Genomic DNA, 25677 nt, shown 5'->3' with positions numbered 1-25677 from the left:
ATATTCATACAAACGTCTTAGCCAGTTACTAAGCTGTGCTACGTTAACTGTACTCTCGCGTATAGCGAGAACGTCCGGTAATGACCACTTTATGGATAACGATCCCAACCACGCCGCTAGGTTAACACCTGTGCGGTACAAAGCCTGTGAAGCTCTATTGTGGAGTGTCGGGTTATTGCTGCTTAGCTACAGCTTGCTGTCAGTGACTGGTCGCAGCTACGCGGCCGATCGTGATGTGGCGCAATTTTTTGCATCCGCTAAAAACAACCAAGAAGCAAACCTTTTGGCGAGTAGCCCCGCGCAACAATCAACCCCCGCTGCCCAAGGCAACATTAACAACAGTATGGCTCTGCCAAATAATGTGGATACCAGCTTGTGGAGCAAGACGCGCATTGAACAATACCAAGAGGTTAAAAACGATGGCGACGCCGCTATCGCCGTATTACAAATTGACAAACTAAACATCTCGGCACCAGTGTACGTAGGCGCCAGCCACCACAACCTCAACCGCGGTATATCGTGGCTAAATAAAACCGCACCTCTCGGCAGCCAAGGTAACGCGGCCTTGGCCGGTCATCGCGATAGTTTTTTTCGCGGTTTAAAAGATATTGCTGTGGGCGACAAAATAAAAGTCACCACCTCTGACGGCCCGCGCGACTATACCGTCAGTAACCTACAAATTGTCGATCCGTCTCATGTAGAGGTGCTGGCGCCTACTGAGCACGCTCAAATTACATTGATCACCTGCTACCCCTTTTACTTTGTTGGAAGTGCGCCGCAGCGATTTATTGTTACGGCCACGGAAGACTCTTTGGCGCAACTACATTAAGGAAAATACTATGAAGACATCTACACTGATCAAAACTACCGTTCTAGGCGTTGCTATTGCCGCTAGCTCCTCGGCGATGGCAAAAGAGTGCTCAGAAGTCAGCTGGAAGCCTGGAGTACTTTCAGCCTACCCACAAATTGCCGAGGCGTGTCAGGGTATTCACGAGCGCAACGGCAAAGAGTACGTTGAACTACACGCTAAGTTTGTACGCTCAGTGGGCGACCAAGTGCGTATTAAGTTTGAGCATCAAGACGGTGACTACGGTGAGACCTTTCAAACCAAAAACTTGCCAAAAGATTTTAAAATAGATCTCGAGGGACGCGAGCGCAGTATTCACGATTTAAATCGCGACTCGACGATGCAAGTGTTTATCCCGACCGATCGCTTCGCATTAGTCGCCGACTTAGATGACAGCGACGAGCTAGATCGTGCCGCCATGGCAAGCACCAGCTACACCGAGCTGCCTTCAACCGGCTCTAGCTTGCCACTGATCGCATTGCTCGGCAGTCTTGCTTGCTCCTTGGGGCTCGCGCTGACAGCCATGCGTCGTCGCCGTTCAGCTAAGCAGTAACCGCGCAACAGGGGCGGTTACACTAATAACCGCCCAGCTTTTATGTTCAGTCGCTCTCTTACTGTCGGTCTGGTTACCGACACTTATCAGCAACAACGAGCTCAGCATCACAATGCCTTTACACCACAGTATTAATTATCTCGAAATCCCCTCAGAAAATTTATCTGCAAGCAAAGCCTTTTTTGAAACCGTTTTTCATTGGCAATTCACCGACTATGGCGATGAATATACCGCTTTTCATAACGACTCCATAGCTGGCGGCTTTTATCGCTCCAGTACACCAAGCCGCACCAAGTCGGGGGCGGCCTTGATCGTATTTTTTAGTAAAAATCTAGAGCAATCACTGGCCGATGTAACACAAGCCCGCGGGCAGATATCACAGGATATTTTTGCTTTTCCCGGGGGCCGCCGGTTTCATTTTATCGAACCGGGCGGGAGCGAATTTGCGGTTTGGTCCGAAGTATGAGCCTTAACACATTAGCGTTTATCACCCTAAGCCTGATGCTATGGCTTAGCGGTTGCGGAGAAGCTAACCACACAGCGACTGGGTCAACCGGCGTTGACGCTCTGTATCAAGCTTGGCAACAGCAGCGCAGTAATATTCAAGTCAGTGGCAGCGGTATCGTTACGCGAGTGCTGTCTGACGATAACAAAGGCTCGCGACATCAACGATTTATTCTAAAAATTAGTGGACAGCAAACTCTGCTGATTGCCCACAATATTGATCTGGCACCGCGTTTAGCCAATCTGCGCAAGGGCGATACCGTGGAGTTTAATGGCGAATACGAGTGGAATACGCAAGGCGGCGTTGTCCACTGGACACATAAAGATCCTCAGGGCCGCCACCCAAATGGCTGGCTTCGCCACCACGGCCAGCAGTATTGGTAGCAATGCAAACCCCTCCCTAATGGCTTGGCACAATTGTTGTACTGTTTATGGCATTTAGCGGTTATCACTTTTGATAACCGCGCCTTTAACTGACGATGGCCAACCATGCACTTACACGCTCCTCGCTTAAAACCTTCTCTTAAATGGCTTGGGCTAACGCTCGCTGCGCTTTTGGTCATCTTGTACATACTGGCCCCTTTTATTATCAAACATTACCTTAACTTCCGGGTATTGAACGATATGGGCTCTTATAGCGGCCATGTTGAAGATGTAGATTTGGGTATTATCGATGGCGAATACTTATTAAAAGACCTGGTAATAAAACGTGATACCGAAAAAAACCCGGTGGACTTCTTTACCGTGGAAACCTTCGCCATTGCCCTTAGCTGGGAGGGTCTGCGCCACGGTGAGATTCTCACCCGTGTAAAATTGACAAAACCCGAGCTGACTTTTCTCGATGCCAACAAAAAAGAGGACCAACAAACCGGTGAAGGGACTAACTGGTTAAGCGTATTTGAAGAGATTTTACCGGTCACCTTGCACAAATTGGTGATTCACAATGGCATTATTCGTTTTCAAAACCTCGACACCACCCCTACTGTTAATATTGCGGTTGAAGAGATTGACGCCGAACTGACCAATCTCACCAACGTTAAAGACGCCGACGGCCGACGAGTGGCCAGTGCCACACTCACCGGCCAACTGTTTGGTGATAGTCCACTAACGGCCAAAGCTGACTTTGATCCCTTTGATTTTAATGATTTTGAGTTTGCCGCCGACGCCAAAAATGTTCGGATAAACCGCTTAAATGATTTTGCCAGAGCTTATGCCAATATCGATTTTAAATCCGGCCACGGGCAGATATTTGCCGAGATCAGTGCCCGCGACCGCGAATTAAACGGCTACATTAAACCGCTGTTTGAAGACATTAATATCGCCAGCTGGCAACAGGATGTGGAACAGCAGGGCGACAATCCTTTGCAGTTATTGTGGGAAGCCGGATGGGGGTTAATCAGTGCGCTTATTACCAATATCGAAAGCGATAAAGTCGCCACGCAAATCGATATAAAAGGCTCACTGGAAGACACTGATATTAGTTCTTGGCAGGCTGTACTGGGAGTACTGCACAACGCATTTATCGATGCACTGCATTCGCGCTACGACAAAATAACACCTTTGACCGATGACACGCCCGACGACGCTGAAAAAACCGATGCCGACGATACATAAAGCGGCGACCATACACTTTTTATAGCAGCGTCTCGGCGGCAAAGTGCTCTTTAACGTAATTAACTCGACTTAGGGCATCGGGAAACTGCTTTTCTTTTAAGGTTTCGATATGACGCAAGCGCGGCAATAAACCCCGGCCATTGGCCACCTGAATCGCCAAGCCTGGGCGAGCATTTAACTCCAACAGCTCTGGGCCTCGGTTGGCATCCAGCACCAAATCAGCACCAACATAACCAAGCCCGGTCATCTCGTAACAGCGTGCGGCCAACAACAACATACCGTGCCAGTCAGCAATGTTAATATCGCTCAGGGCGCGCTTGGTATCCGGGTGTTCATAGATAGGCCGGCCAAACTGTACGGCGTTTAAACTGCGTCCGGTGGCCAAATCCAAACCCACGCCCACCGCACCTTGGTGCAAATTTGCCTTGCCATCTGAGGCGTGGGTGGCCAAGCGCAACATCGCCATAACAGGAAACCCGCGAAACACAACTATGCGTATATCGGGCACGCCTTCAAATGAAAAGCCATCAAAGCAAGTGTCAAACTCAATCAAATCTTCGATCAACACTTCGTCGCTTGAGCCACCCAGCGAATAAAGCCCAGCCAAGGTATTACTTAGGTGACGACGAATATCCGCCAACGTAATCACCGCGCCAGAGGACTTAACAAAATCGTCACCATCGCGGCCGGTGATTACCCATATACCTTTACCACCCGAGCCTTTAGCCGGCTTGATGGCAAAACCATTCAGGTTTTTTAGCAGATTGCCAACATGAGAAATCTGGTGTTGCTCGCGAATAGTAAAACGCAACTGCGGCGTCGCCAGTTGATACTCTTCGGCCAACAATTTAGTTTTTAATTTGTTGTCGACCAATGGATACAAACGGCGGTCATTGTAGCGGCCAATAAAATCTCGGTTGCGGCAGTTCATGCCCAACATACCTAAGCGCTTTAGTTTACCCGGGCTAATTAACATCAGTCATCGGCCCGCATAGATTGAAAGCGATACAACTCGGATAGCTTGTAGCCAGTGTACTGCCCCATCACCAAAATTAACGCCAGAATCACTAAGTTCAACTCGGGGAAATTAAAGCTCAAGTGGTTAATGACCTCAACGCTCATTAGCAAGTACGCCAGTATCGCGACTAACAAACTACCGCCGCCCTGGGTAAGTACTTCGCGCACACCCTCTTCTTCCCACAGAATGCTCATGCGCTCAATCGTCCAGGCAATAATAATCATGGGGAAGAAAGTAATCGTAATGCCGGCATTAAAACCGAGTCGGTAACCGACCAGCGACAACACACTAATCAGGAAGATCACCAACACAATCAGGGCCGCAATACGGGCCACCAACAGCAAATTCAAATAAGATAGATAGCTACGCAGCAGTAAACCTAAACCCACAATCAACACAAAACTGATTAATCCGGGCACAAGCGAGGTCTGCAAAAAGGCCAACGAAATCAAAATGGGCATAAAGGTGCCAGCGGTTTGTAAGCCCACTACCACGCGCATAAATACCACAACAAACGCGCCAAGGGGCAACAAAAACAGCAGCTTAAACATGCCCTGCTCTTCAATTGGCAAACTGTAAACGCCAAGTAAGCTAAAGACGTTATCGCTAAACTGAGTTTTTGACAGCGCCATAGCCGGCACGGTTTGCCGAATCATGGAAAAACTTAACCGCGAGTTCTCACCACCAATAACATCTAGCTGGGCGGCTTCACCCCGCGACCACAGCAGTAGGTTTTCGGGCAAGCCCTGCTCCCCAGTATTGGCATTAATCACCACCCAGCCATTATCGGTAAACACTTCGACCATGGGGGTTAAGCTTTGTCGGCGCCGGGCGTCCTCAAGGTACAACCCCATTACGGTGCGCGCCGCCACACCCGATTGGTTAAGCAAGTTAACCAGCAGATCGGCACGATCCGGCTCGGCGGCGAGTAACAACTCAGCATTTTGATCGGGTGAGCTGTTCAGCAGCTTTAATATTTCGCGGGCCGTACTGGCTGGTGTCGTCGAGCGTGAACGGGCACCGCGCAATAGCTCGCGGGCGGCCGTCGCTTGTGGTTCATCCCAAAAAACTTCGCTGACTTTGGGGGCTAAGTCGTCGCCCAACGCTAGATCGCTGGCATTGCGTGTTACCGGCAAATACTGGGCGTTGTAGTACAGGGTTTGGTAGCCTCCGGCACTGCGGCGGGTCCACTCGGCACGGCGATTGTTGTTGTCGTTAAGTACCGCAAAACCATAACCCGAGGACGCCGCTTGCTCGCGAATTAACCGAAACCCCGGAGTTTCATCCGGCAGATCCAGTCGCACCGTGGTTTCGCCACCTTGGGCAAAAAAATCGATACGCGCCTCAATGAGCCATACCGGTTTTTGCTCGCCAGGCATTAGCGGAACATCGGTTTCTATATGACGTAACCACGCCGTACCAAAGCCTGCCACTAACAGTGCCAATATCAATAAGTAAAACGGCAAACGCTGCATCTTCATGGCGTCTCACCTTGCTCTGCCGGTACCGGCGCCAAATTATTACGACCTACATCGACAATCATCACATCGCGCAGCGCAAGCCGGCCCAGTAGTACCGGATATTCGTTCGTACTGCGATCAGCCAAAATAAACTCGCCTTGTTGGGACACACGACCGAGCGTAAACCGCATGCTGATGACCGGGCGTTTTTTGCCCTCGCCATTGCCGGCGGGCAAACTCGCCATGCGTGTTAACTTGCGCTCGATCTCTTGTGGTTCACCCCCCTTGGACTGCACCACAAAACGCACCCAGTCTTCGCTGTTGCGCTCAAACGGCTGAACATCCCGAGCATCAAGCACGGCTGTCGCAATGCCGGTATCGATCCGCGCGTCGAGGGTCATGCCCAAGCCATCAAAACGAACCTGCTCAACCGCGCCCACTAACTGCTTCGAGGCGGCATCCCGACCCTCGCGCGGCGACGATGTAGCCGGTGGCTCAGCAATATAAGTCACTTCAGGGCAGTTGAGCGGCTCAGTTTGTGGCGCCTGAGTTTGAGTCGCGTTCAGTTGCTGCAAAACTTCATCAACACGCAAGGACAGCTGCTGTTGTTGAACCAGTAACTGCTGATGGTTTTGATCAGCCATAGCCGCACACTGGCTCACGGTGTCCAGTTGCGCGGTTTTGACTACGCGGTAATTACTGGCACAACCAACGGCAAGCAAGGCCACTAAACTCAGCAATACAACTGGATAACGTCGATACATCTTTATAACCTGCATAATTTAAAACGAGCTCAGCTCATTGTTATTTAAGGTCTAACCTTAGTTACCTTTAGGGTGCCCCTAGTAAGGCTCCCCTTGTTCGCGTCCTTTAAACCTTTTGTACTCCCACTGATACTGCGCCGGTGCGCTAGCGACAGCGCCGGCGACCGTGCGATTCATGGCCGCCACTGACTCATGGACATCGCTGCTGTAAACAGCCTCGTCACAGCGCGTTGCCACCACCTCGAATCCGCCCCTGACCCGCAGTACGTAAATCAATAAAACGTCGCACTCACTGCGTTGCAACATGCTGTGTAACAACGTCATGGTTAACGCTTGCTCACCCATAAACGGCACCTCAATACCGCCTTTACCCACATCGGGTACTTGGTCGGGCAGGATAGCAGCCAATTGACCCGCCCGCAGGGCTTTTGTCAACGCCGCCACCCCCCGTCCGGTGGTGGGGGCTAAGGTAGTGCCCGGGCGATGCCGAACACGTTGCAAATATTGATGCAGGGCCTCACCCTTGGGCGGCTGATACAACATAGCCACCTGTTCATACAGGGTCAGTATGGCGGGCAACACTTCCCAGTTGCCCAAGTGAGGCGTCAAAACGATCACTCCGCGTTTTTTGGCCAAGGCTTCGCGAAGCAAGTCACTGCCGTGAAAGGCCTTTACCCGGTGGCGGATCCAGGCGTCCGAGCGGCGCCAAACGACTGGGATCTCAGCGCCGGTCCGACCGGCCTCCAGCAGGCTCTGACGCGCCAGTTTACGGCGCTCGCGGTCGCTCAGCTCGCTATAACAGAGCGCTAGGTTGGTCTCTGTCACCCGGGCGGCACGCGAACCCGTGTACCACATTAGCCCACCGACGCCCGCGCCCAAAGCGCGGGCCATCCACAGCGGCAAGCTCCCCACCACTTTAAGTAGCATCAATATCACGGTGTCTTTCAAGTGCCGCAACCCCACAGCAGTAAAAATCGTGGTGAAGCTTACCGGAAATTGCGCAAAAACGAAAAGCGCTTACACCCACTTAAGTGCATAATCGCGTCACTTTACCGGCTAATTTGCCCCCAATAGCCCGCACTTTGCGGTTGCACCATACCAATAGGCCAGTACTGACGCTATAATTCGCCCCTTTGCGTGGTCCAGACAGTCTCAATGGCTTTATTGTCTTAAGATTCTCATCCTAATCACGCGAGCCACATGCACTTGCCCGGAGGCAAAACACCGTGTCCGAACGACCAAAAGCTGATGTTAGTACGTTTCAAGGGCTCATCCTCGCCCTGCAAGAATATTGGGCCCGCCAGGGCTGCGTTATTCTGCAACCGCTGGATATGGAAGTGGGGGCGGGAACCTTTCACCCGGCAACCTTCCTGCGCGCCATCGGCCCCGAAACCTGGCACAGCGCCTACGTTCAGCCTTGCCGCCGCCCCACAGATGGCCGCTACGGCGAAAACCCCAACCGGTTGCAGCATTATTACCAGTTTCAGGTAGTACTCAAGCCATCGCCCGACAACATTCAAGACCTCTACCTAGAGTCGCTGCGCGAGCTGGGCATAGACACTAACGTGCACGACGTCCGCTTTGTTGAAGACAACTGGGAATCCCCCACATTGGGCGCCTGGGGCCTTGGTTGGGAGGTGTGGCTCAACGGTATGGAGGTGACTCAGTTCACCTACTTCCAGCAGGTGGGCGGCATTGAATGCTACCCAGTGACGGGCGAGATCACGTACGGCCTTGAGCGCATCGCCATGTACTTGCAGGGTGTCGACTCAATCTTTGATCTAACCTGGACCATCAGCCCCGACGGCAAAAAAGTCTCCTACGGCGATGTGTTTCACCAAAACGAAGTCGAGATGTCGACCTACAACTTTGAACACGCCGATGTCGAGTTTCTGTTTCAGACCTTTGACGTTTGCGAGCGCGAGAGCCAACGCCTGGTAGACGCCGGCCTCGCTCTGCCCGCCTATGAAATGGTTATGAAAGCCTCACACGCGTTTAACCTACTGGATGCCCGCCACGCCATTTCGGTCACCGAGCGCCAGCGCTTTATTCTGCGGGTCCGCACCTTGGCGCGCGCGGTGGCCCAAGCCTATTTTGATGCCCGTAAAGCCCTGGGCTTTCCGCTTGCAGCGGACGATTTGCGCGCGGAGTTATTAGCCGGGGAGGAGAAATAAGATGTCTCGTGATTTTTTATTAGAGCTGGGCACCGAAGAGCTGCCCCCCACAGCCCTGAAAAACCTCTTGGCCGCACTCGCCAACGGCGTTAAAGCTGGGCTGGATGAGGCCGGATTGGCCTACAGCAACATCAATAGCTACGCCTCGCCGCGCCGTTTAGCGTTAGTGGTAGGGCAACTGGCCGAGGCCACCCCGGTACGCCAGGTGACGAACTGGGGGCCGCCGGCTCAAGTGGCATTTGCTGCCGACGGCAAGCCGACGCGCGCCGCCGAAGCCTTTGCCAAGAAAAACGCCCTAGAGATCGATCAGCTCAAAACCGAAAACGACGGCAAGGCCGACAAACTTGTGGCCCATCAACAAGCCGGTGGCGAACCCGCCGTCGAGCTCTTAGCAGGCATTGTTAACGACTCTTTAGCCAAGTTACCCATCCCTAAACGGATGCGCTGGGGGGCAAAACGTACTGAGTTTGTTCGCCCGGCACACTGGTTGGTTATGCTCTACGGCAGCGATGTGATAGACGCCCAAGTGCTCGGCCTAAACGCCGGGCGCGAAAGCCGCGGCCATCGCTTCCATCACAACCAAGCGGTGAGCATTAACTCTGCTGCCGACTATGTGACCACCATGCTTAACGCTTACGTGCAAGTCGATATGGCGGCGCGCCGAGCGTTAATTATAGAGCAAGTCAATCGCGAAGCCGCCGCCATCGACGGCACTGCGGTTATCAGCGAAGAGCTGCTGGACGAAGTCACCGCTTTGGTTGAGTGGCCCGTCGCCTTAACCGGCCGTTTTGAAGAGCGCTTTTTGGAGGTTCCCGCCGAGGCGTTGATCTCTTCGATGGCTGAGCACCAAAAATACTTTCACGTGGTCGACCACGACGGCCAGCTTAAGCCCTACTTTATTACCGTAGCCAATATCGAGTCGAAAGATCCCGCGCAAGTCATCGATGGCAACGAGCGCGTGATTCGCCCGCGCCTTTCTGACGCTGCCTTCTTTTTTGAGACCGATAAAAAACACAGCTTAGAATCGCAACGCCAACGTTTAGGCTCCATTGTGTTTCAAGCTAAGCTCGGCAGCATTTTAGATAAAACCGACCGCATCGCCGCGCTCGCGGCCAGCATTGCCAGCGACATTGGCGCCGATGCAACTAAAGCCAAACGCGCTGGCGAGTTATCAAAAGTTGACCTGGTTACCGAGATGGTGCTGGAGTTCGATAAAATGCAGGGGATTGCCGGCTACTATTACGCCTTAAACGACGGCGAAGACCCAGAGGTCGCCAGCGCGCTTAAAGAGCAGTACCTGCCAAAATACGCCGGCGATGAACTACCTCACACCGTCACAGGTACGCTGATAGCATTGGCCGACCGCCTCGACACCATCGTCGGTATCTTTGGTATCGGGCAAAAGCCTACCGGCTCCAAAGATCCTTTCGCACTGCGCCGTGCAAGTTTAGGGGCTTTGCGCTTGATGGTCGAAAAAGACATCAATTTAGATTTACGCGAGCTGTTAACCCGCGCCGCCCGCAATCACGGCGACAGCATTAAAGACGCCGAAAATGCGGTAGAAGAATCGTTGGCTTACATGCTGGATCGCTTTCGCGCCTGGTATGAAGAAGATCAAATTGCCACCGAGGTTTACTTAGCGGTAGCCGCTAAAAAACTGAGCCACCCGGTAGATATAAACACTCGGGTACTAGCGGTAGACGCTTTTGCGCAACTGCCTGAAGCGCAAGCGTTAGCGGCGGCCAATAAGCGCGTATCCAATATATTAAGCAAGCTCGATAGCGCTCCGGCCACCGAAGTAAAACCCGAGCTACTTAAAGAGCCTGCCGAGCAACAATTGGCAGAGGCTGTAGCCGACAAAGCTCAGCGAATCGAGCCACTGTTTACCGAGCGTCGCTATGCCGATGCCCTGGCTGAACTGGCCACCTTGCGCGCCGCCGTGGACACCTTTTTTGATGACGTCATGGTCATGGCCGACGACGAGGCCTTAAAAAATAACCGTCTCGCTCTGCTCGCGCAGTTGCGCGGTTTATTTTTACAGGTGGCCGACATTTCAGCGCTGGCACCGACAAAAGGGTAATAGCAATGAAACTGGTGATTCTCGATCGCGACGGCGTTATCAATCAAGACACCGGTGATTACGTCCGCAGCGCGGAGCAATGGCAACCACTACCCGGCAGTATTGAGGCAATCGCCCGCCTGTATAAGGCGGGCTTTACTGTGGTGGTGGCAACCAATCAGTCGGGGTTAGCGAGGGGCTATTTCGATCTCGACGACCTCGAGGCAATGCACGCCAAACTCACTCAGTTAGTCGAGGCGCAAGAGGCCGAGCTGGGTGCGATTTTTTACTGCCCGCACGGCCCCGACGATAGCTGTAAATGTCGCAAACCTTTGCCCGGCTTGGTGGATGCCATCGAGGCGGTGTTCAATACCAGCGCCGAGGGCTGTACGTTTGTCGGCGATAGTTTGCGCGACTTGCAAACCGGGCTCGCCAAAGGCTGCCGGTTAATGTTGGTAGAAACCGGCAACGGCGCTACCACCCGCACACAACTGGAACACTCGCCCGGTGCTGAGGCCGAATTTAGCCTTGGCGGGCACGCGGTGACTATTGTGGCCGATTTAGCCGCAGCCGCTGAGTTAATTATTGAACAGGACGTCTGATGTTGCTGTACCTGCGCACTTTATTGTTTAACACCGGTTATTACAGCTCGGGGATTATTGGCGGCACAGTTAGCCTACTGCTGTGGCCCTTTTTGCCTTACCCGCTGCGTTGGCGCGCAGTGACCTTGTGGAACCGGTTTGTAATGTGGTGGCTAAAAGTTACCTGCAATATCCGCATAAAAGTAATCGACCAGCGCCAATATAAAAATCACCCAGTGGTGATTATGGCCAAACATCAAAGCACTTGGGAAACACTGTTTTTACAGTATCACTTAGCCCCAGTGAGTATTATTTTAAAGAAAGAGCTATTGCGAATCCCTTTTTTTGGGTGGGGCTTGGCATCAATGCGGCCCATTGCGATTGATCGCAGCAACCGTATGCAAGCGCTTAAAGATGTAAAAATTAAAAGCATCGAGCGCTTAAAACAAGGGATCAGTGTATTGGTGTTTCCCGAGGGCACACGCATTGGTTTAGGCAAAATCGGCAACTACGCGCGCAGCGGTGCCGATATCGCCTGCAGTACCGGTACACCGATTATTCCCGTCGCGCACAATGCCGCCGAGTGCTGGCCGCATAAGCATTTTTTAAAATACCCGGGTGAGATTTCTATTGTGATTGGCGATGCGATTCCCACCGAGGGGCGCGATCGCAAAACACTGACTGAAGAGTTAAAAAATTGGATAGAGCAGCAAATCGAACAATTGCCGATCGCCCGCGACGACGGTAGATACGCCCCGTGGCAACAGCAAAAAAACACCCCTAAAGCGTCGGACTCCCCGACGGAATAATCACGCGGCGCCGCCAGCGAGGGTACTCTGTCTGCAGTAACTCGCGCGCCCAACTACCGTACCAGTCGTGATCGGCCGCCAGAGCATTGACCTCGTAAGGCTTTACAGTGCGACCATTTGCAGCGCCCACCAACGGTTTACTGGTCGCAATGGTATATTCCCGTGCCCAAACCGCTTTACGCGGTAGCGCAACCCGCGAATACGCAGGCAACCAGCCCGGCCGTTTAGCGCCAGAGCGTAACTGCGCCTGTTGCAAGGTGTTGCGGCTAAACCAATCGGCAGCGCCGGTTACCGCACGCACTACCTCAGCGGGGGGCCGCTCAATTTGCATAAAATAACGGGTAATCCGTACGCTTACCTCAGGGTCTAACGCGGCGACTACCTCGGCGCTTGCGGCTGTAGGTTGCGATGTTTTTAAATCGTAAGCGCCGGCCCAAATACTGGCGCGACTGTCGTGTGCTTGCTGCAGGCGCAGTAATAACTGATCGCCTTTACGCACGCTGTCGGCTGCCTCGCGACGCATATCAAACGGGACATAACCATAAGGCATCTCTCCTCCTGCCACACGCCGTAAAAATCTAAGGGCAGTAACGGTGGCGCGGGTATCAATGGTCGCCATCTCATCTATCGCTGACTGGGCTTGTTGGCTCCAACCGCCGTTGTACAACTGAGCGCTCATGACCAACCGAAACGCTTTTTTAGCGCTATCGCGGTAGCGCACATCGCCCGTTTGCAAATAGACATGAGATAGATAAAAAATTTGCGGAATAATATTGGCGTTAGCAAAACTAGCATCGCGCGCATTTTGGTCTTTTAGAAACTGTAAGCGCTGATCGCCGGTAAGCTTGCGGAAAGGGTTAATATTCGCTGGCCAGCCGCCGTTGTTGCGCTGCATTAACAACAGGTTGTCAGCTATCGCCAGAATTTGGTCTTGACTGTAAAGGTCGACCTTCTCGTCACTATGAGTTCGTTGCCAAAACTCAAGTACTCGGGCGAAGCCATCCGTCGCCACCGGGCGATACACCGGGGGCTGATGGCTACAGGCGCCCAGCGTCAGAAGCAAAATAAGACAAGTGATACGGGTATGAATCAAAGCTGCGCTCAATAAGGTTGGCATAGCGAGAATATAAGTTGCGCGATATTGTAACTCAACAGCGGCGCCTCGGGACACACGATGCACGATTATCCGTGAGTGGCAGGCTGATCTGTTACCGCGCAGTTACGTCCAATGCCTTTAGCTTGATAGAGCAGCTCATCGGCACGGTGTAAGCTTTGCTCAAAGGTCTCATCCGGCCGCCACTGTACTGCACCCACACTGGCACTGACCGATAGCGGCTGTTCGGCACTAAAACATTCCTCCGAGAAAATTCGCGTGCGGATTTTATCGGCCAAGGTGTAAATTTCGCTGGCATCGATATCACAGGCGACTATTAAAAACTCCTCTCCGCCCCAGCGGGCCACTAAGTCTCCAGCGCGGGTATTATCATTCAAAATATTCGCGATATGAATTAATACCTTATCGCCCTGGTTGTGACCACGGCGGTCGTTGATTCGCTTAAAATGATCGATATCGAGCAAGAGCAATGCGACCGGCATATCTCTGTGACGAGTCAGCGTATCGAGCGACAGCTCCAGACCATAGCGGTTGAGTAGCCCGGTAAGCTTATCGCGCTGCGCCATATCCCGTAGGTTATCCGCTTGATCTCGCAGTTGTTTATGGCGCGACTGCAACCAGCGATAGCGACGCTCGCTACCCTTGGCGCGCCGAGCGTAGTAAACCGACTGGATAAGCAAAAAGCCAAAACCACCCACAAGCCACACTCCGATCACCCACCGGTACCAAAGCTCTGCCGCAACCCAGGGGCCCTGCAGTTGCATCCTGACAATTTCCAAATCGTGCGCGCCCACCGGCAGGTTACTGCCAAAGTTAGCGCCTATTAAGGTAATGTTGGTAAATTCAGGCTTAATATATTGCCGGGGAATATCGTGGGATTCCAACCACCAATCGGCCACACGGAATTCATCTAAACCAATCACCAACTCGGGGTCAATATCTTCGGTGCGAACATTAAAAACAATGTACTGCGCACTGTCGCCATTATCGGGAGTACTGTAAGCGGGGTTGTAGTTTCGCATAAAAATGGACAGGCGCGGCTTAGTGGAGTTTACCTTCATCACCAGGCGCAGCTCGTCAAACGCTGCGATATCAATTCCGCTGATATAATCCTCGCTTAGCGCCAAATTAAAGCCGCAATAATGCGATGGTTTATCGGCTACCCGGCTGCAGCGAAAAGCGTTTTTTTCATAGTCTAACCACTCTACCCGTGTACCGCCGCCGGTATCTGAGTCACCGTAAATAAAACGCGTCGCATTGGTATCAGGCAGGAGGGTGTGCACACGTGGAGGTATAAACTGATGGCCAACCACTGCAAGCAGTGTCAGTAGTAAAGCGGCAAACAACAACCACCGGGGAAACGTTTCAGGTAAACGTTGTGTACTCACAAACAGCGTATCCGTTGTGTCGTCGATAGTAAGGCAGCTTACCGCAACATTTGGTTTTTTAGAACCTGCGCTAGCGTGACAGACTCTGCTTATTATCAATAAAAAAACACAACACGGCCCGACAGGAAACCGTATTGTGCTTTATATTTAGCCCATTTAAGCAGACAATGCCACTTGCGAGCCCGGGGCTGCGCTCGCTACCGAGCGATTGACACCATTAATTAAGGCTTTAATCGCCGCCGCCACAATACTGCCATCGCGCCCCACACCAAACACTGGGTCATTTGAGCCGAAGCGCAATTCAATATAGCTCACCGCATCACCCTTAGCGCCACCACCACTAATCGCGTGCTCGTGATAATCGATGACGACCATCGGCTCATCAACCAAAGGCTGTAAAGCAGCTACCGCCGCCGCGACCGGACCACTGCCCTGTCCCTTAAGGCGCTGTGCTTTTCCGGCAATGCTTACCTCCAGCGCCATGGATACTTCATCATCACGGCTATGCTGCTCGTTATGGTGGTAGCTAACTGGCTCGCTCAGCTGTAAGTACTCCCGTTCAAACAGGGCAAAGATATCCGCACTAGTCACCTCTTTGCCGGTTTTATCGGTGTGCGCCTGAACGATACGGCTAAATTCAATTTGTAGGCGCCGGGGTATATCTAACCCAAACTCTTGCAGCAAAAGAAAACTAATACCACCCTTACCCGATTGGCTATTGACCCGCACGACTGACTCGTAAGAGCGGCCGAGGTCGGCCGGATCTACCGGCAAGTAAGGTACTCGCCAAACGTCCCCCTCTTGGCGCTGGGCAAAACCTTTTTTAATGGCGTCTTGGTGTGAGCCCGAAAACGCCGTGAAAACTAATTCGCCCGCATAGGGGTGACGCGGGTGCACCGGCAGCTGGTTACAATGCTCGACCAATTGACGGACCTGATCGATCTGACCAAAATCGAGACCTGGATCGACGCCTTGGGTGTATAAATTGAGTGCTAAGGTCACCAAATCCACGTTGCCGGTGCGCTCGCCGTTGCCAAACAAGCAGCCCTCTACGCGATCAGCGCCGGCCATAACGGCCAACTCGGCCGCCGCTACCGCAGTGCCGCGGTCATTATGCGGATGCACGCTTAAGACAATGCTATCGCGTCGTTCGAGGTTGCGGTGCATCCACTCAATTTGATCGGCGTAAGTATTGGGCGTTGCCATCTCCACTGTTGCTGGCAGGTTAACAATCATTTTGTGGCCGGGGCTTGGCTGCCAAATAGCAGACACGGCATCAACCACCTCTTTGGCAAACGCCAGCTCAGTACCCGAAAAAACCTCGGGTGAGTACTGGTAGACCCACTCGGTATCGGGGTAACGTGCGGTCGCCTGTTGCACCCAGCGGGTGCCCTGCTCGGCAATGGCTTTAACACCGGCCTGATCGGTGCGGTAAACGATCTCGCGAAAATCCGGCGCCGTGGGGTTATACATATGCACAATTGCTCGCCGCGCGCCTGCCAACGACTCCACCGTTCGGTCGATTAACTCCTGCCGCGCTTGCGTTAACACCTCAATCGTCACGTCATCGGGTATGTGGTTATCCTCAATTAGCAGTCTCACCAAGTCAAAATCGGCTTGCGACGCCGAGGGAAAGCCCACCTCTATTTCCTTAAAGCCCATCGCTACCAGCGCCTGGAAAAACTTCAGCTTGGTCGCCACCGACATAGGATCAATCAGCGCCTGGTTGCCGTCGCGCAGGTCAGTGCTCATCCATACCGGGGGCTGGGTAATGGTGTTATTCGGCCACTGGCGATCGCGTAAAACGACCGGAGCAAAGGCGCGATATTTAGTGTGTGGCTGCTTTAACATGGTCTTCTCCGACGGCGTTATAAGGTTTTCGGGGTGGGCGGCGATCACTCCAAGTAGGGGTCTCCCACTTTTGCTACTCACCAGAGCTTATGGCCCTTTGCGACAAATAGCGCACCTGACTTGTGGTCGGTTGCGCCTCGTCCACCCGTAAACACAGTATAGATACCCGCAAGCGGCAGATGATTGCCAAAATAACGTTATATTTACATTTATTAGCATATTGTTGCGCTATAGTTGCCTCTCTGAGAATTTTAATAGGAATGTGTTTGTGGCCACGCAACTCGACCGATATGACGGAATGATTCTTGAGCGCCTGCAACGGGACGGACGAATTTCCAACCAAGAGCTGGCGGACGCGATTAGTCTGTCACCGTCCCCCTGCCTACGCCGCGTGCGGCAGCTGGAAGAAGACGGCTTAATTGACGGTTATGTCGCCCTTATCAACGCCCGTAAGTTAGGGCTCAACCTCACCGCACTAATCCAAATAAGTATGGACCGGCATACCCCCGAGCGCTTTGAGAACTTTGAAACCACCATCGCCGCTTACCCCGAAGTGTTAGAGTGTCACCTGATTACCGGGCAATCGGCGGACTATCAAATTAAAGTGATTGTTGAAGATATGGACGCCTTTCAGCAGTTTCTGCTTAATAAGCTAACGCGAATTGACGGTGTTACCGGAGTACAATCGTCTTTTGTACTCAAGTCGCCGATCCGCACGACGGCACTGCCTATTTCGCACAAAGCGTAAATCACCATACACCGATAATAATTGAGGCTGATTATGAACCGCTTTACCCGACTGATCGCTCTTGGTTTGCTGTTAAGTGGAGCGCGCAGTTTTGCTGAAACGCAACCAGCCGAACCGGTCTCCAGTGAGCCCTCCCTTGAGCGCATCAGCTACGTCAGCAAAGTCGATAACAAAGAGCGTGATTTTTTTGTCTATCTACCGCGCAACTATAAAACCGAGCCCGAAAAAAAGTGGCCTGTTATTCTATTTTTACATGGCAACGGCGAGCGCGGTAACGGTAAAGAAGATCTCGATTACGTATTAATTCACGGCCCACTTTACGAAGCTTGGATTCAGAAAAAAGATCTGCCTTTTATTATCATTTCACCGCAGTTGCATATGTTTGGCATGGACAAGCGCGGCATTAGCTATATTGATAACCGCTCTCGTACGCAAATACCCGAGCGACTTGATGAGGGCACCCCTCCCCGCTCACCCTACTTTGCCACACCAAAGCCTATGACGGGTGTACCCTCTCATATCGATATGAGTTTAATTCCACCGTTATTACCCGGCGGTTGGGACAAAGTCGACGGCGATTTAATGCACATTGTTAACGCGGTGCAACATGATTTTCGTGCCGATAAAAGCCGGCTTTATCTCACAGGAATGAGCTACGGTGGGTTTGGCACTTGGTGGTTGGCCAGTCAACACCCAACCCTGTTTGCCGCCATTGCCCCTGTAGTTGGCTGGGGCCACCCCTCTTATATCGCACCCATAGCCAAGCACCAGATTCCCCTCTGGCAATTTGCCGGTGGCCGCGATCACACCGTGCCTATTCAGTATTTTTACCCCGGCCTCAACCGTCTAGAACAGCTGGGTCACGCCCACGTGCGCTTTACCACCCACGAGGATATGGGCCACGACGCTTGGCGCCGAGTTTATAAGAGCGATGATTTTTATCAGTGGTTGTTAGAGCAACGCCGCTAACAACTTACGCTATCGTTGGGTTCGGGGAAGCGTCACAAAAAACTCAGTACCCCGACCCAACTCGGATTCATAGTGGATCGATCCCGACATTCTCTCGACTAAGGTTTTAGTAATATACAAGCCTAAACCGGTACCACTTTTTTCACGACTGTCAGTGGAGTCAGCCTGAGAAAATCTCTGAAATATATATTTTTTAAAATACTCGGGCATACCCCGGCCCTCATCTTTAATCGATAAGGTAATCTCATTTTCACTGACACTTAAACCAATATCGACTCTTCCGCCCGGCTCTGAGTACTTAATCGCATTTGACAATAAATTAATCAGCACCTGAATTAAACGGTTTTTATCGGCGGTTACAGTAATCGTATCGAAGACATTAAACTCTTCACGCTTTACAACGCTAACACGAAATCCTTCTGCATAATTCGCGATTCCCTCGACAGCTTGGTTCACAACATCAACCAATATTAAAGATTGAAAATCAAACTTAATCTGATCAAAATCTAGTTTCTCGACATCCAGAATATCGTTTACCAGCTGCTCTAAACGCTCTGTATTATTGCGGGCGATATCCACCATATTTTTTACTTTATCGTCAATCTCACCAACGACACCCGCGCTTACCAACTTAAGCGCACCATTGATTGACGTGAGCGGTGTTCTCAACTCGTGGCTCACAGTACTAATAAACTCACTTTTTAACCGCTCCGCTTTTTTCCGCTCGGTTAGATCGTGTAGAATTAATATTCGGTACCACTCGCCCTCCAGCTCAATCGTGCTGCTACCAACCTCAACGGCTAAGTATTCATCACTCGCTGTTCTCAGACTTGTTTCAATCGTGCCACTGGCACTATCCAAGAAATTTTCGTCAATCGCGGTATCTGCTAAGCTCAGCTTGGGTAAATAGGGCGTAATGCTGGTGTTTTCTAAATACTTAGGGTCACTCCCCATCAAACGCGCCGCTGCGGTATTTATTTTGGTAATACGGCCATTGCAATTTATGGTTAAAATCGCTTCGCTGGCGTGCTCCAAAATTAGCGATAACTCAAGTGTCCGATCAAATACCTGTTGTCGAATCATAGATGCACGGGTACTAAGTGATAACAAGAAACCGCCTAGTAATGCGCAAAACAAAAAACCCAACGCAAGCACAGCCCAATTCAAGGGACTGCGATGTTGAGCGATAAAAGCATCCGTGGGGCTAAGAGTCACGCGAAACGTTTGGCCGGCAAATTCGAAAGTATCTTGCCGAAATAAATAGTTGGCTAATACCGATTCGGACCTGTTTTTTCCAGCATGTAATACCTCTGCCGTACCGCCCTCGACGTACTCTAAAGTGACCGATATGGTGGGGCTCTTACCATAGCCGGCAAGCGCTTTATCGACGATACGATCCATAAACACCACGGCGGTAGCAAACCCCTGAATCTGCGACCAATCATTTTGCTTATGCGGCGCCAGGTGTTGATAAACCGGGTAAAAAAGCAGCATTGCTTTCTGGGTGAGGTTGTCCTGTACCAGTTTTATAGGCGCCGTCATTTGCGCACTACGATTCGAGACCGAGCGCTCTAACACCTCACGTCGATTAGGAATCGAGGCCACATTAAAGCTTTGTGCTTTTTCATTACCCGCTAAAGGAACAACGTATTTAACATACACGTAATCTAATCGCTGCCGCGCAACGATTAAATTGCCTTGCGGGTCTACCTCAGTAATAGTCTGGGCGGAGAGATCTCGCAGGCTTAACTCCCGCTCAGCGCGAGGACGATCTTTGTGACGAACATACTCGTTCCACGACAGTGCGTAAATCTCTGGGTTATCGCTCAAGGGGTTGGCAACAAAATGATCAAAATCCTTCGCACTAATATAATTAGAGGCGTGAAACAAACTATCGATGCTTTTCAATACGCTCAGCTGACTCTCAAGTCGCGCCTTTATATTGGTGCTAAACGGTAAAGCCTGCTGCAGGAATGACTGTCGGATTTTGTCCAGCTCGGCGTCATTCACTCTGATAAAAATAGCTATCATCAACGCGCAAGCAATCGCCAACGGGGCACCGACACTTAACAGACGAGCGCGCCATAGCGCGCGTGGGGTGGCGAACAACATATACATGATCGGGAGCGCGACCAAAACCCCGATTGAGTCACCCAGCCACCACGTCCACCAAGTGTAAGGCACGTCTTGACGAGCGGTGGTACCGCTTATAAATAAGCAGACACTTGCCATCGATGCACTCACGCAGCAACTTAAAGGCCCACCCAGAAAGTAACTTAGCGCAATATTACGCTCACTCGATAGCGCCTGACCACGCGAGCAAAAACGAGCAATAAGCCGCTCACCACAAACCACCGCAAGCGTGCTACCCACCGCGATACCTATAGCAACTCCTAGGCCCGCAGCGGACAACTGCCCACTGATACCATAGGCAACCGATAAGTTGAGGCCAAGTGAGCCGAAAAAAACACCAGGCCAATGCCGAACACCAAACAACAAGAGCATGCCCAAGGCAATACCCACCGGCGGAAATGCCGCACCGGCAAACCCTGGGGGTATAGCCATCAGCAGCGCCATACGCCCCACCACCCAGTAAACGATGGCTAATAAAAGTATGCGCAAGAGGGTATACAAAGAGATCAGCTCCTGTTTACTAGAAAGTACGGACAGTAAGCCAACTTTAGCACATCAGTCCGTAGGGCTCGTTTACCTTAAAGCCAGGTTTAGCCTCCACTACCGCAGCCACAGTGGGAAAGGCGAACAGGGCCTAAAGCAAGCCTGAGCCAAGCTCCCTGACGCCGTAAGTCCGATAGATTAAAAACAGCCAACGATAACCCCTGTAAAACTTCGCAAAAAACGCTATATTGGGGCTATGATTTGGCAGACCTCACTCTCTTGCTCACTGATTCGCCTAAGTCGATATGAAGCTGGATAACCTTAAGCGCAACCCAGCGGCCAAGTGGGCGCTCTCTATGTTTGTTGCTCTGCTATTAGCGGCAGCGGCGACTGAAGTTATGTTGGAACGCCATTTTCGCGAGTCCGCGCTACACGACAAGCAACAACAGGTTACCCAGCAACTCAGCGCCTACGCCGCGGAGCTGTCAGGTGCCATTAACAACAACTTGTCACTGATTAGCGGTTTGGCGGCACATATCGGGTTATTTCCCGATATTTCCCAAGCCGAATTCGAAGATTATGCCTCTACTGTGTTCCGTCAAGAACCACTGCTAAAGAACTTAGCCGCCGCCCCCAATTTAATTATTCGCTATATCCATCCAATGGCAGGTAATGAGGCAGCTCTGGGCGTCGATTACCGCCAATTACCCAAACAAATGGCCGTCATCAACACGCTTAACCGCCGCGGTGAGCTAAACCTCGCCGGTCCCCTTACGTTAGTACAAGGGGGCGAAGCGGTTATAGGCCGGGTGGCTGTGTTTACACGAAACGACTCTTTTTGGGGTATTGTTTCGGCCCCAATGATGACAAAAGATTTGTACCAAACCGCTGGGCTACTAAAAGACGACCTCCCGATCGATATTGCCATTCGCGGAAGAGATGGCCTGGGGCAAAATGGCGAGGTCTTTTTAGGTGACAGTGCGCTCTTCGCTGATCAGCGAAGCATTATCACCACTTTTAGCGTTGGCCGCGGAAGCTGGCAAATGGCAGGCCGCCCGCCGCATGGTTGGGAAGACGAAAGCAATGTCATTTGGGTGCTACGCGGAGCCTTTTTGGTTATCGCCTTGATGTTATTAATGGCTATTGCCTCTCGCTACCAGCAAATGCGCCGCGACTTGCGCTACCAGAAAACCCTGCAAAAAAGCGAAGCGCTGTTGCGCGAGGTCGGCAAGTTAGCTCTAGTCGGTGGCTGGCAACTTAGCCCGCAAAAAGACGAACTTGTCGTCACACTTTGGGGCGAACAAACCGCTAAAGTTTTAGGCATGGAATACCAAACGCCCTCCCCCACGTTAAACCAAATACTGGCACGGTTTGATGCCACGCAAGCCAAAACCCTTAAGTCGGCTATTATCGATGCCAGCCTTGGTGTGCCATTTGATATAGAGCTTAACTTTTTTTGTGAAAAACTAGGCAAGTGTTGGGTCCGCATTATTGGCAAGCCCCTGGAAGATACGAATCCGCCCTATTCTGTACTCGGCTCTATGCAAGACATTACAGAGCGAAAGCGCTTTACAGAAAAAATTCAACAACAAGCGATCTATGATCAACTCACCGGTTTACCCAATCGTTTGTTGTTTCAAAACCGACTGAGTAAAGCCATTGCTAAATCGCAACGCGACCACAATAAACTCGCCATACTCTTCATCGACCTGGATAATTTTAAACCGGTTAACGACAACCTTGGACACTCAGCCGGAGATCGACTCCTGCAAAGTGTTGGCACGAGAATAAAAGCCTGCGTTCGCGCCACCGATACCGTTGCCCGCTACAGTGGCGATGAGTTTATTGTAATTTTACACGATGTCTACGACGCCAAAATCGCCGTCTCGGTTGCCGAGCACATAATCAAAGCCATCAGCCAAGTTTATAATATCGACAGTAACCATGTTTTTTGCGGTGCAAGCGTAGGAATTTCTATGTACCCGGATGATGGTGATAATGTTGAGTCATTAGTCTCAAAAGCCGATCAAGCAATGTATGGCGTGAAACGATCCGGCCGGAATGGTTGGCAATTTTTCACCAAGAACATGCAAATCGACTCAGAGAAACGTCACTTACTCAGTACCCAGCTGGTCACCGCGATCGACAAGCAAGAGTTTAGTGTTTACTACCAACCTATCGTTGATCTAACCGATAACAGGGTCAGCAAGTGCGAGGCTTTGGTTCGCTGGTTTCGCGCAGGCAAGCAAATACCAACCGATGAATTTATTACCCTGGCAGAAGAGACAGGCCGCATCAACGAGATTGATCGTTTTGTACTGGCTACCGCCAGTGAACAGTTAATCGCATTATCGCAGCGATTAAACTACCCAATCAGCTTATCTATTAATGTTTCACCCAGAGTTTTTTCCAGTAAAGATGACTCACTAGACCGGTGGTTAGCACTGATCACAAAAGCTTCTGAACAGCTTGATATTACCGTCGAAATAACCGAACGATTATTAATCGAAGAGTCTGATCGGATAATGTGGGTTCTCACCAAACTTAAATCTCTTGGTATTACCATTGCTATTGATGATTTTGGTACCGGTTATTCATCACTGAGTTATCTTACAAAATTCCCCATCGATATTATTAAAATAGATCAGTCTTTTATAAAAAAACTCGGACAAGAAAAGATACCCGAGGCGTTAACCGAGACAATGATTGATTTATCTCACAAACTTAATTTAGAAGTTGTTGCCGAGGGCATTGAAACCCTAGAACAACTCAATTATTTGCGCCACTGGCAGTGCGACTATGGCCAAGGTTATTATTTTAATAAACCCTTACCCACCGCATCATTTATTCAACTGATCGAGCAAGAACAGCGTCACCGCTACACTTAAAGCTCCCGCAACACCGGGAAGGCCATTAAATATCCAAAAAACTGGCCAACACCGAGCTGCAAATAGTTATTTATAAATCATAAACACCCATTTTTAGCTGGTTTCACCACGGCAAACATTTTAATCAACCACCATTACAAGGTAGTCAAAGTAACTTTAAGTGACGCTCGCTTTATCCGAGTGGAGCGTGCTTTAACTCACAATTATTATACTAAGTACCAATAAATATTGTATTTTTTGTTACTTAATATAACCTACCCCAAAAGAATAAAACTAGCTCTGATAGATGCATACCGCCCTAACGTCGATGACGACAATAATAATGGAGTTATGCATGCACCTGATTCATACCACTGTGGTTGGAGTCTTATTGACTCTCAGCCTTTCTGTGTTTGCCGGCACAGCTGTCGAACAACGAATTATTGACGAGGCACTAACGCCTCTTTATAGCCCACACCGGGCCGCCACCTCTACTGGTAAAGTGCTTCCTGAACACCGCTTTGACGATGCCAAAGTATGCAGTGGCTGCCATAGCAATATCTATCGCGAATGGCGTTCATCAATGATGTCCCATAGCTGGGACGATCCGATTTATCGCGCCTTGCTCAGTCGGGCTAGTAAAGCCAGCGATGGTGCGCTCGATAATTTCTGTACTGGCTGCCACACGCCAACCGGTTTAATGACCGGTCAAGTTACCCGCACCGACAATCAGAGCCCTCCCGCGGTCAACAACCCTGAAACCGATTTACCCGGTGTCGACTGCGAGAGCTGCCACAATATCAGCGCCATTAGTGGCATTGATAATGGCTCTTACGTTATGAACGATGCGGGGGAAAAGCGGGTGAAGTACGGGCCGCGCCAAAACGCACAATCGCCCTATCACGAGACAGCGTTCTCGCCGCTGCACACAGAGTCGGCCATGTGCGCTACCTGCCATAACGTTACTCACCCACTGAACGGCGTACCGATAGAGCGAACCTACGACGAGTGGTTTGAAAGCCCCTACCGCACTGCAGGTATCGGCTGCCAGGATTGCCACATGAAACCGGTCCAAGGAAAGAGTGCCATCATGGGGCCTGAGCGCGCCGATCGAGCAACCCACTGGTTTGCCGGCGGTAACACTACCTTGCTTGAGCATTTTGGCCACCAAGAAAACGCCAAGCGCGCTCGTGCCTTACTGCAATCAAGTGCAACCATCGAGCTTATTGATCCGCCCACCTCCCTCACGGCCGGTCAACGCACTACCCTAAGCCTTAAAATCACCAATACAGGGGCCGGACACAAACTCCCCACCGGCTTCCCCGAAGGGCGTGAAGTTTGGGTGGACATAAAACTAAGCGATGCTAACGGCAAGGTGTTCTATCGCTCGGGCGCAATTAAAAATGGCAAGACCGAGCCAAACACAAAGAATTTTATGGTAAAGCTTGGCGATAAGAACGGTAAAAAGGTAGAGGTGGAAGTCTGGCGTGTTACTCACATTATGTCAGATAACCGTATTCTGCCCAAAGGACACGCTTTGGTTGATTACGCCATTGATATTCCCGCAGACGTACAAGGGCCCGTGGCGGTGAACGCTAGCGTCAATTACTGGCCTTTCTCTCAAGCATTTGTCGACAACTTATTAGGGAAAAATAAACTCACAGTAAAAGTTGAAACCATCGTAAGTGATCCCTACCATCAAAACTAGACACTCAATTTAGCGAGGGCTTCTTGCTCAAAC

Annotated in this window: 21 protein-coding genes; 13 read left to right on the top strand and 8 right to left on the bottom strand. The window is 51.2% G+C overall.

All coding sequences use genetic code 11. The annotated features are described in order from the left end of the window. The first annotated feature begins 91 nt into the window (after positions 1–91). The 5 genes from AACY82_RS15680 to AACY82_RS15660 all read left to right on the top strand — a co-directional run bounded on the left by AACY82_RS15680 (position 92) and on the right by AACY82_RS15660 (position 3518). Entirely contained in the window at positions 92–829 is a 738-nt protein-coding gene (locus AACY82_RS15680) for a class D sortase (RefSeq protein ID WP_339617784.1), read from the top strand. Positions 830–839: 10 nt separating this feature from the next. After that, positions 840–1400 (top strand): LPXTG cell wall anchor domain-containing protein, encoded by a 561-nt coding sequence (locus AACY82_RS15675; RefSeq protein WP_339617783.1) that lies wholly within the window; start codon positions 840–842, stop codon positions 1398–1400. A 112-nt stretch (positions 1401–1512) separates the two neighbouring features. Further along, entirely contained in the window at positions 1513–1866 is a 354-nt protein-coding gene (locus tag AACY82_RS15670; RefSeq protein ID WP_339617782.1) for a VOC family protein, read from the top strand. 35 nt (positions 1867–1901) lie between these two features. Further along, a complete protein-coding gene (locus tag AACY82_RS15665; RefSeq protein ID WP_339617832.1) occupies positions 1902–2288 on the top strand; it encodes a DUF3465 domain-containing protein in 387 nt (128 codons plus the stop codon). A 105-nt stretch (positions 2289–2393) separates the two neighbouring features. Further along, positions 2394–3518 (top strand): DUF748 domain-containing protein, encoded by a 1125-nt coding sequence (locus AACY82_RS15660; protein ID WP_339617781.1) that lies wholly within the window; start codon positions 2394–2396, stop codon positions 3516–3518. A 19-nt stretch (positions 3519–3537) separates the two neighbouring features. Here AACY82_RS15660 and AACY82_RS15655 read toward each other — a convergent pair whose 3' ends face one another. The 4 genes from AACY82_RS15655 to AACY82_RS15640 all read right to left on the bottom strand — a co-directional run bounded on the left by AACY82_RS15655 (position 3538) and on the right by AACY82_RS15640 (position 7708). Continuing rightward, a complete protein-coding gene (locus tag AACY82_RS15655) occupies positions 3538–4494 on the bottom strand; it encodes an alpha-L-glutamate ligase-like protein (protein WP_339617780.1) in 957 nt (318 codons plus the stop codon). Beyond that, on the bottom strand, positions 4494–6017 hold the full coding sequence (locus AACY82_RS15650) for a UUP1 family membrane protein (RefSeq protein ID WP_339617779.1): 1524 nt from the start codon (positions 6015–6017) through the stop codon (positions 4494–4496). Before AACY82_RS15650 ends, AACY82_RS15655 begins: the two co-directional genes overlap by 1 nt. Next, entirely contained in the window at positions 6014–6760 is a 747-nt protein-coding gene (locus AACY82_RS15645; protein ID WP_339617778.1) for a RimK/LysX family protein, read from the bottom strand. The genes AACY82_RS15650 and AACY82_RS15645 overlap by 4 nt, the downstream gene beginning before the upstream one ends. Positions 6761–6838: 78 nt before the next feature. Then, a complete protein-coding gene (locus AACY82_RS15640; protein ID WP_339617777.1) occupies positions 6839–7708 on the bottom strand; it encodes a lysophospholipid acyltransferase family protein in 870 nt (289 codons plus the stop codon). A gap of 278 nt (positions 7709–7986) precedes the next feature. Between AACY82_RS15640 and glyQ the strand changes: the two genes are divergently transcribed. The 4 genes from glyQ to AACY82_RS15620 are packed head-to-tail and all read left to right on the top strand — an operon-like array spanning position 7987 to position 12383. Then, on the top strand, positions 7987–8934 hold the full coding sequence (gene glyQ / locus AACY82_RS15635; RefSeq protein WP_339617775.1) for a glycine--tRNA ligase subunit alpha: 948 nt from the start codon (positions 7987–7989) through the stop codon (positions 8932–8934). A gap of 1 nt (position 8935) precedes the next feature. Continuing rightward, entirely contained in the window at positions 8936–11014 is a 2079-nt protein-coding gene (gene glyS, locus AACY82_RS15630; RefSeq protein ID WP_339617774.1) for a glycine--tRNA ligase subunit beta, read from the top strand. A 5-nt stretch (positions 11015–11019) separates the two neighbouring features. Continuing rightward, entirely contained in the window at positions 11020–11595 is a 576-nt protein-coding gene (gene gmhB / locus AACY82_RS15625; RefSeq protein WP_339617773.1) for a D-glycero-beta-D-manno-heptose 1,7-bisphosphate 7-phosphatase, read from the top strand. After that, entirely contained in the window at positions 11595–12383 is a 789-nt protein-coding gene (locus AACY82_RS15620) for a lysophospholipid acyltransferase family protein (protein ID WP_339617772.1), read from the top strand. Before gmhB ends, AACY82_RS15620 begins: the two co-directional genes overlap by 1 nt. On the opposite strand, the gene AACY82_RS15615 is transcribed toward AACY82_RS15620, so the two are convergent. The 3 genes from AACY82_RS15615 to leuA form a co-directional block, all read right to left on the bottom strand. Then, on the bottom strand, positions 12355–13476 hold the full coding sequence (locus AACY82_RS15615) for a pectate lyase (protein WP_339617771.1): 1122 nt from the start codon (positions 13474–13476) through the stop codon (positions 12355–12357). The two genes, AACY82_RS15620 and AACY82_RS15615, sit on opposite strands and share 29 nt — an antisense overlap. An 89-nt stretch (positions 13477–13565) precedes the next feature. Further along, positions 13566–14885, bottom strand: coding sequence for a GGDEF domain-containing protein (locus AACY82_RS15610; protein ID WP_339617770.1), 1320 nt, complete (start codon positions 14883–14885; stop codon positions 13566–13568). Positions 14886–15041: 156 nt separating this feature from the next. Beyond that, positions 15042–16736: a 2-isopropylmalate synthase gene (gene leuA, locus AACY82_RS15605; protein ID WP_339617769.1), complete on the bottom strand. Its 1695-nt coding sequence runs from the start codon at positions 16734–16736 to the stop codon at positions 15042–15044. 268 nt (positions 16737–17004) lie between these two features. Here leuA and AACY82_RS15600 point away from each other — a divergent pair, with 268 nt between their 5' ends. Both AACY82_RS15600 and AACY82_RS15595 read left to right on the top strand, forming a co-directional pair. After that, the gene (locus tag AACY82_RS15600; RefSeq protein WP_339617768.1) at positions 17005–17484 is read left to right on the top strand and encodes an Lrp/AsnC family transcriptional regulator; all 480 of its coding nucleotides are present in this window, start codon (positions 17005–17007) and stop codon (positions 17482–17484) included. Between the two features lie 33 nt (positions 17485–17517). After that, complete coding sequence (locus tag AACY82_RS15595) at positions 17518–18453, top strand: prolyl oligopeptidase family serine peptidase (RefSeq protein WP_339617767.1); 936 nt, start codon at positions 17518–17520, stop codon at positions 18451–18453. 9 nt (positions 18454–18462) lie between these two features. Here AACY82_RS15595 and AACY82_RS15590 read toward each other — a convergent pair whose 3' ends face one another. Further along, positions 18463–21087 carry a CHASE domain-containing protein gene (locus AACY82_RS15590; protein WP_339617766.1) on the bottom strand — a complete coding sequence of 875 codons (2625 nt, stop codon included), beginning with the start codon at positions 21085–21087 and terminating at the stop codon, positions 18463–18465. Between the two features lie 287 nt (positions 21088–21374). Here AACY82_RS15590 and AACY82_RS15585 point away from each other — a divergent pair, with 287 nt between their 5' ends. Then, on the top strand, positions 21375–23957 hold the full coding sequence (locus AACY82_RS15585; RefSeq protein ID WP_339617765.1) for an EAL domain-containing protein: 2583 nt from the start codon (positions 21375–21377) through the stop codon (positions 23955–23957). Positions 23958–24291: 334 nt separating this feature from the next. After that, positions 24292–25644, top strand: a complete 1353-nt coding sequence (locus tag AACY82_RS15580; protein ID WP_339617764.1) for a multiheme c-type cytochrome — start codon at positions 24292–24294, stop codon at positions 25642–25644. The last annotated feature ends 33 nt before the right edge of the window (positions 25645–25677 follow it).

The organism is uncultured Gilvimarinus sp., assembly GCF_963972205.1.
Classification (GTDB): Bacteria; Pseudomonadota; Gammaproteobacteria; order Pseudomonadales; family Cellvibrionaceae; genus Gilvimarinus; species Gilvimarinus japonicus.
The sequence above is the reverse complement of the archived record's forward strand: the minus strand, read 5'-3'. Positions and strand labels throughout refer to the sequence as shown.

Bases quoted from the DNA above. Each gene is read 5' to 3' on its own strand.
- AACY82_RS15680 (WP_339617784.1), top strand. From the start codon at position 92: ATGGATAACGATCCCAACCACGCCGCTAGGTTAACACCTGTGCGGTAC.
- AACY82_RS15675 (WP_339617783.1), top strand. From the start codon at position 840: ATGAAGACATCTACACTGATCAAAACTACCGTTCTAGGCGTTGCTATT.
- AACY82_RS15670 (WP_339617782.1), top strand. From the start codon at position 1,513: ATGCCTTTACACCACAGTATTAATTATCTCGAAATCCCCTCAGAAAAT.
- AACY82_RS15665 (WP_339617832.1), top strand. From the start codon at position 1,902: ATGCTATGGCTTAGCGGTTGCGGAGAAGCTAACCACACAGCGACTGGG.
- AACY82_RS15660 (WP_339617781.1), top strand. From the start codon at position 2,394: ATGCACTTACACGCTCCTCGCTTAAAACCTTCTCTTAAATGGCTTGGG.
- AACY82_RS15655 (WP_339617780.1), bottom strand. From the start codon at position 4,494: ATGTTAATTAGCCCGGGTAAACTAAAGCGCTTAGGTATGTTGGGCATG.
- AACY82_RS15650 (WP_339617779.1), bottom strand. From the start codon at position 6,017: ATGAAGATGCAGCGTTTGCCGTTTTACTTATTGATATTGGCACTGTTA.
- AACY82_RS15645 (WP_339617778.1), bottom strand. From the start codon at position 6,760: ATGTATCGACGTTATCCAGTTGTATTGCTGAGTTTAGTGGCCTTGCTT.
- glyS (WP_339617774.1), top strand. From the start codon at position 8,936: ATGTCTCGTGATTTTTTATTAGAGCTGGGCACCGAAGAGCTGCCCCCC.
- gmhB (WP_339617773.1), top strand. From the start codon at position 11,020: ATGAAACTGGTGATTCTCGATCGCGACGGCGTTATCAATCAAGACACC.
- AACY82_RS15620 (WP_339617772.1), top strand. From the start codon at position 11,595: ATGTTGCTGTACCTGCGCACTTTATTGTTTAACACCGGTTATTACAGC.
- leuA (WP_339617769.1), bottom strand. From the start codon at position 16,736: ATGTTAAAGCAGCCACACACTAAATATCGCGCCTTTGCTCCGGTCGTT.
- AACY82_RS15595 (WP_339617767.1), top strand. From the start codon at position 17,518: ATGAACCGCTTTACCCGACTGATCGCTCTTGGTTTGCTGTTAAGTGGA.
- AACY82_RS15585 (WP_339617765.1), top strand. From the start codon at position 21,375: ATGAAGCTGGATAACCTTAAGCGCAACCCAGCGGCCAAGTGGGCGCTC.
- AACY82_RS15580 (WP_339617764.1), top strand. From the start codon at position 24,292: ATGCACCTGATTCATACCACTGTGGTTGGAGTCTTATTGACTCTCAGC.